Here is a 5,382-nt window from a genome sequence, read left to right on the forward strand (position 1 = left end):
CCGCGCTGTCGCGCTGGCGGGCCGGAAGGCGTACGGGGGTGGGACGCGCTCAGCCGACCTCGACGGGCAGCGACGGGTCGCTGGTCCACTCGCGCAGCGAGCCGTCGTACACGGCCACGTCGGTCTCCCCGATCAGGCGCAGTGCCAGGGCGTCGCCGGTGGCCGCGATGCCTCCGCCGCAGTAGGTGACCTTCCGGCCCGGCTGGGCCTGCACCTCCTGGAAGATCTCCCGCAGCTCCGGCACCGACCGGAAGGTCCCGTCGGCCGGGTCGAGCAGCGCGGCGACGAAGACGTTGCGGCTGCCGGGGATCCGGCCGGGGCGGGCGTAGTTGATCGTCTCGGTGGCGTGGTGGTCCTCGGGCGACAGCGAGTTGATCAGGCAGGCTCCGCTGACGTTCTCCACCACCTGCTTGACCTCGTCCAGATCGGCGAAGAGTTCCGGCCGGGGCGTGCCGACGAACTGCGCGGGCGGGTAGCTCTCCTCGCCGTCGCGGGTCGGCCGGCCCTCGGCGGTCCACTTGCCGAACCCGCCGTCGAGGACGGCCACGTTGTCGAAGCCGTTCGCGAGCAGCAGCCACCACACTCGGGTGGCCCAGAAGACGTTGGCCGCGTAGACCACGACCGCCGTGTCCGGGCCGATGCCCAGTCGGCCCGCCGCCGCGGCGAAGCGCTCCGGAGAGGGCTTGGTGAACCAGCCGCCGTCCGGCTCGGAGAGGTCGTCGATGATGTCGGCGAACGCCGCCGACGGGATGTGCGCGGCCAGGTACTCGGGGCGACCGGACGTCTGGGACCAGTCCTGACCGGCCTCGCTCGGCGGGGCCAGGTGCACGGTCGCGTCGAGGATCCGCAGGTCCGGGTGGTCGAGGTGCTGGGCGAGCCACTCGGTGGACACGAGCGGGGTGGGCAGGTCGAGGGTGCGTGCCATGAGTCCTCCTGTCGCCGGAATTCCCTATCTTGGCAATCGGGATTACCTTCGCGACAATACGGCCCCGACCTGCGGATATTTCGGCTAGTGGTGGAGCTCACCCGCCGCTTGCCGGGGTAGCCATCGACGGACGACAGGCCGGGGAGGACGGGCCTCCCCGGCCTGCCCGCCGGTCAGTGCACGGTGAGGTTGCCGCCGGTCAGCGCCACCTCGCCGGTCCCGCCTCCCGTCCAGTCGGACGAGAAGACCAGGGTGCCGCCCTGCCAGAGGGTGATGCCGACGGTGTCGTGACGTCCCGGCGCGCCCCGGTCGGTCACCGTCACCGCCAGCGTCAGCCCGGCGGCCACCAGCTTGCCCCGGCCGTCGTAGAGACCGGCCTGGTAGCGCACCGACGCCGACCTACCGGCCGAGGTGATGCCGAGACCGTCGACGGCGGTGGTCCGGACCTTGTAGTCGGTGCCGCCGGAGCGGTACGTGATCTCCGCGTGGCCCGACGCCGCCTTCTTCGCGGTGGCCGGCTTCGCGTTCAGGTTCACCGAGACCTTCGACGCCCGGTCCGCCGGGTGGGTGCCGGCCGATCGGGTGGCGGTCAGGTGGCCGCCCCCGGTGAGGAATCCGCCGTCGGACCGCGCGACCGTCACCGTGGCGGTGGTGCCACCGGTGTAGGTGCCGCCGACCGTGGCGGTCACCGTGTGCGCGCCCGCCGGCAGAGTCGCCGTGCAGGCCGCCGTACCGGTGGTGGTGGCCGGGGCGACCAGGTCCACACGGGCGGTGCAGAGCGTGGCCCCACCCGCGGTGAAGGTCACCGTGGCGGTACGCAGGTCGCCGCCGGTGGTGTCGGCCGACGACGGCAGCACGGAACTGTCCCGCACCACGGCCCGCAGCAGGGCCCGACCGGCGGCACCGGCGGTCGCGGTGCTGACCAGGGTGTCACCGGCCCAGGTCAGGGCCGCGTTCTCCGGGCTGACGGTGACGGTGAACGTGGTGCTGCCGACCAGCCCGGTGCCGTCGGTCACCGTGACGGTGACCGGATACGTGCCCGGGGCTGCCGCGGTGGTGCCGGTGACGGTCCAGCTCCGGGTGCCGGGGCGGGTGTCCGCTCCGGAGGTGCCCGCGACGGTGAGCGCCAGACCGGCCGGCAGACCGGTGGCGGTCGCGGTCAGCGTCGACCCGGCGCCGTCGGCGTCGGTCGCCCGGACGGTCACCGTCGGCGAGAGGGCGTCGCTGTACTGCACGTCGACTCCCGCCGCCGGGGCGTCGGTGGAGACCTCGGGGGCGGCGCGGACGCCGAACTCGGCGTCGTTGACGGCGAAGAAGACGTTGCCGACCGCCTCGATCCTGATCCGTGCCTCGTCGGTCGCCACGTTCGGCAGGGTCACCGTCGCACTACCGGTGTTCGGCGTGCTCTGGGCCAGCACGTACGGGAAGGTCCCCCCACCGTTGACCGAGAGCGTGATCTTCACGTGGCCGACGTTCACCGGCGCCACGTCGGTGCCGGCGACGTCCCAGGTGACGGTCTGGGCCGTACCACCGTCGAGCACGGCGGCCTCGGCCTGCGAGGTGACCAGGAACGGTCCGGCGTCCGGGGCCAGCCGCAGCGCGACGTCGGCACTACCGATCCCGCCGCCGCCCGGCCGACCGTCCCGGGCGGTGAGCTTGAAGTTCAGGGTCCGGTCGTTGTTCACACCGACCCAGTCCCGGGTGGGCAGGAACTCCGAGTAGCAGTCCAGGATCTCCGGCGGGACGTTGGAGGCGCTGCCGCTGGCCGGGGGTGCCGGCGGGGTGGGGCAGGCACCCGTACGGGCGTTGGTGTTGCCGACCAGCACCTGCGCGAGGTCCGGGAAGACCCGGGTGGAGTCGGTGGTGACGGCGTTCTGACCCGGCGAGTGGTACTTCAGGGCGTCCTCGGGCGACACCCACGCCGGTTCGCCGAAGACCCGGAACAGCGGCCCGTTGGTCTTGGTGTTGTTCACCAGCGCGGTGCCGGCGCTGCCACCCCGGTCGTTCTGCTCCCACAGGTAGGTCAGCGTGTCGCCGTCGACGTCGGTGGCGCTGCCGGTGAGCGCGAACGGCGTACGCACCGGGATGGTCAGACCGTCCGGCACGGTGACCACCGGGGCGTGGTTGGTGGTCTGCTCGACCAGGTGGCCGCCGTTGTCGACGGCACCGCCCTTGGCGGTCTCGCCGACGAAGCCGGTGGCCCCGGTGAGGTCGCCCAGGGTCAGCGGGGCCACGTCGGTGGCGGCCAGGGTGCCGCCGAAGGTGACCTGGAATCCGGTGTCGTTGAGCGTGCCGCTGCCCCCGAAGGCGGCCACGGTGACCGTCGCGCCGGCCGGCCAGCCCGCGATCGACTCGACGGCGGCCTTGATCCCGGCGGTGGTGTAGTTGGCCCCGCGCACGATCGGCGCCGAGGTCGCGTCGCCGTAGCCGAGGGTGAACGAGTCACCGGCGGTGTCGAAGTCGCGCAACGAGACGGTCTGCACCTCGTTGATCGCCGGCCGGCTCGACGTGACGAAGTTCGTGATCTCGGTGAAGGTCCGGTGCGACCAGTACGGGTCGGTGTGCGGCTGGAGGTTGTCCTGCTGGCAGATGCCCGCGTACGCCATGATCGACGAACCACTGCCCGGCTCGTACGAGTTGGCCGCGCTGCGGTTGCCGCCCGAGCAGTTCCACTGGTTGCCGTTGAAGGTGTGGTTGCCGGCGAACTGGTGCCCGATCTCGTGTGCCACGTAGTCGACGGCGAAGTAGTCGCCGACCGGGTTGGGCAGGCCGGTGCAGCCGCGCGCCTTGCCGTCACCGCCGACCACGCCGAGGCCGGCGATGCCGCCGCCGCTCAGTCCGAGACCGATGTGGCCGACGTCGTAGTTGCCCGCGCCGACGAGTTGGCCGAGCACGATCCGGTTGCGGTTGAGCAGCCCGCTGCTGCACCCGGTCAGCTGCGCCGGGGTGTAGCAGCCGGCGCTGCCACAGGGGCCGTTCGGCTCGGTGGCCAGCGCCGGGGTGTTCAGGTTCGTCTTCTCGGTGTCGTTGACCAGGACGAGCCGGATCGCGGTCTCGTCCTCGTAGATCTGGTTCACCCGGTTGATCAGCGTGACCTTCGCGGCCGTCACGTTCTCCACGCCGAAGAAGGTGGCGTACGACGGGTCGGTGACGAACGCGAGACGGTAGGTGCGCAGCGTCACCAGTGGGCCGACCACCGGCTCGTCGTGCGCCTCCTCGATCTCGTCGTGCAGGTGGTGCGCCGCCGACTCGACGTCCTCCCGCTCCACGAACTCACCGTTCTGGTTCGTCAGGTCGCGGGCGAAGTAGCTCGCGTACAGGCTCTGGTCGCGGTGGTAGTAGGGGTCGATGTACCACGCGCCGTCAGCGGACCGGACCGAGGCGTGGAAGCCGAGCGGAGTGAGATCGGCGCGGATCGTCGCGGTCGGGTCGTCCAGGCCCGTGCCGGCGTACGTGCTGATCTCCGGGTGGGCGGCGGCCAGTTCCGGCTCCATCACCGGCGACTCCGCCAGCGCGAAACGCTGGAAGGTCCCGTCGGGGGCGGGCAGGGACACCACCTGCTGGGGCTGGCCCGCCGCGCGGCGCTGCTCCGCCGGTGCCCTCTCCAGCAGGCGCTGCATGCCGCCCCGGTCCAGTGTGTAGGCGGACAGGTGCGCCGCCTCGATGGCCGCTGGACGGCCCGCTTTGGTGGCGGCGGGTGTGCCGTCCACCTTGCGCCACGGGCCGTCGGCCGAGGGGGCGGCGGCGGCCGGGGTGGAGGTCAGCAGGATCGGTGACATCGTCGCCACCAATGCCATGGCCAGCACGGCGGCCAGGCGGGGTCGGTGTGACCGGGTGTGTCCGGACCGTCCGCCCGGTCGAGGGGTGCGGAAGCGCCTCAACTCGTCTCCCTGGTGATGAGGGGTGCGACCCATCGCGCCGTCCGGGTCGACGGGCAGCGCGAGTGATCGATGGATGGGCCAGACCCTAACCGGACGGCGGAGGACGAACATCAGCCGAACAGGGGAAGATCCTCTGGAAGGGAACCGCCGCCGCCGGTCGCAACGCGACTGTCACCGGATCGTCACACCGTCGACCGTCCCGTTCGGAGGGTCAGCCGCCGATCAGCAGGGCGACGGCGAGTGCCGCGATGATGGCGCTCGACAGCAGGGCCGTGACCAGGCGTCCCCGCGCACCGGTGAGCGTCCGGCCGAGCAGCGTGCCGCCGGCCGCGATCACCAGTTGCCAACTGGCCGAGGCCAGGAACACCCCGAGGGTGAAGAGGGTCGCCGCGCCGGCCCCGGACCCGTACCGGCCGCCGCGACCGAGCACCAGTGCGGTGAAGTAGACGACGGTGGCCGGGTTGAGCAGGGTCAGCGCGAGGATGCCGGCGTACGCCCGCAGTGGGGTGTCCAGCCCTCGCCGCACGGCACCGGGGGCCGGACGGCCGTCGGCGTCCACGGCGGGCCGGGTCGGGC

Annotated in this window: 3 protein-coding genes; all 3 read right to left on the minus strand. The window is 72.3% G+C overall.

Translation table 11 applies throughout. The features are described from left to right. Nucleotides 1–49: 49 nt before the first annotated feature. Complete coding sequence (locus EYA84_RS25390; protein ID WP_131056036.1) at nucleotides 50–925, minus strand: sulfurtransferase; 876 nt, start codon at nucleotides 923–925, stop codon at nucleotides 50–52. 173 nt (nucleotides 926–1,098) lie between these two features. Beyond that, nucleotides 1,099–4,704: a M12 family metallo-peptidase gene (locus EYA84_RS25395; protein WP_131056038.1), complete on the minus strand. Its 3,606-nt coding sequence runs from the start codon at nucleotides 4,702–4,704 to the stop codon at nucleotides 1,099–1,101. A 313-nt stretch (nucleotides 4,705–5,017) separates the two neighbouring features. Further along, nucleotides 5,018–5,382 (minus strand): LysE family transporter (locus EYA84_RS25400; RefSeq protein WP_161595037.1); only part of this gene is annotated, 365 nt, incomplete at its 5' end.

The organism is Verrucosispora sp. SN26_14.1 (assembly GCF_004307965.1).
Classification (GTDB): domain Bacteria; phylum Actinomycetota; class Actinomycetes; order Mycobacteriales; family Micromonosporaceae; genus Micromonospora.

What these genes read in the sequence shown, in the direction of transcription:
- EYA84_RS25390 (WP_131056036.1), bottom strand. Translation starts at nt 925, where the DNA reads ATGGCACGCACCCTCGACCTGCCCACCCCGCTCGTGTCCACCGAGTGG.
- EYA84_RS25395 (WP_131056038.1), bottom strand. Translation starts at nt 4,704, where the DNA reads ATGTCACCGATCCTGCTGACCTCCACCCCGGCCGCCGCCGCCCCCTCG.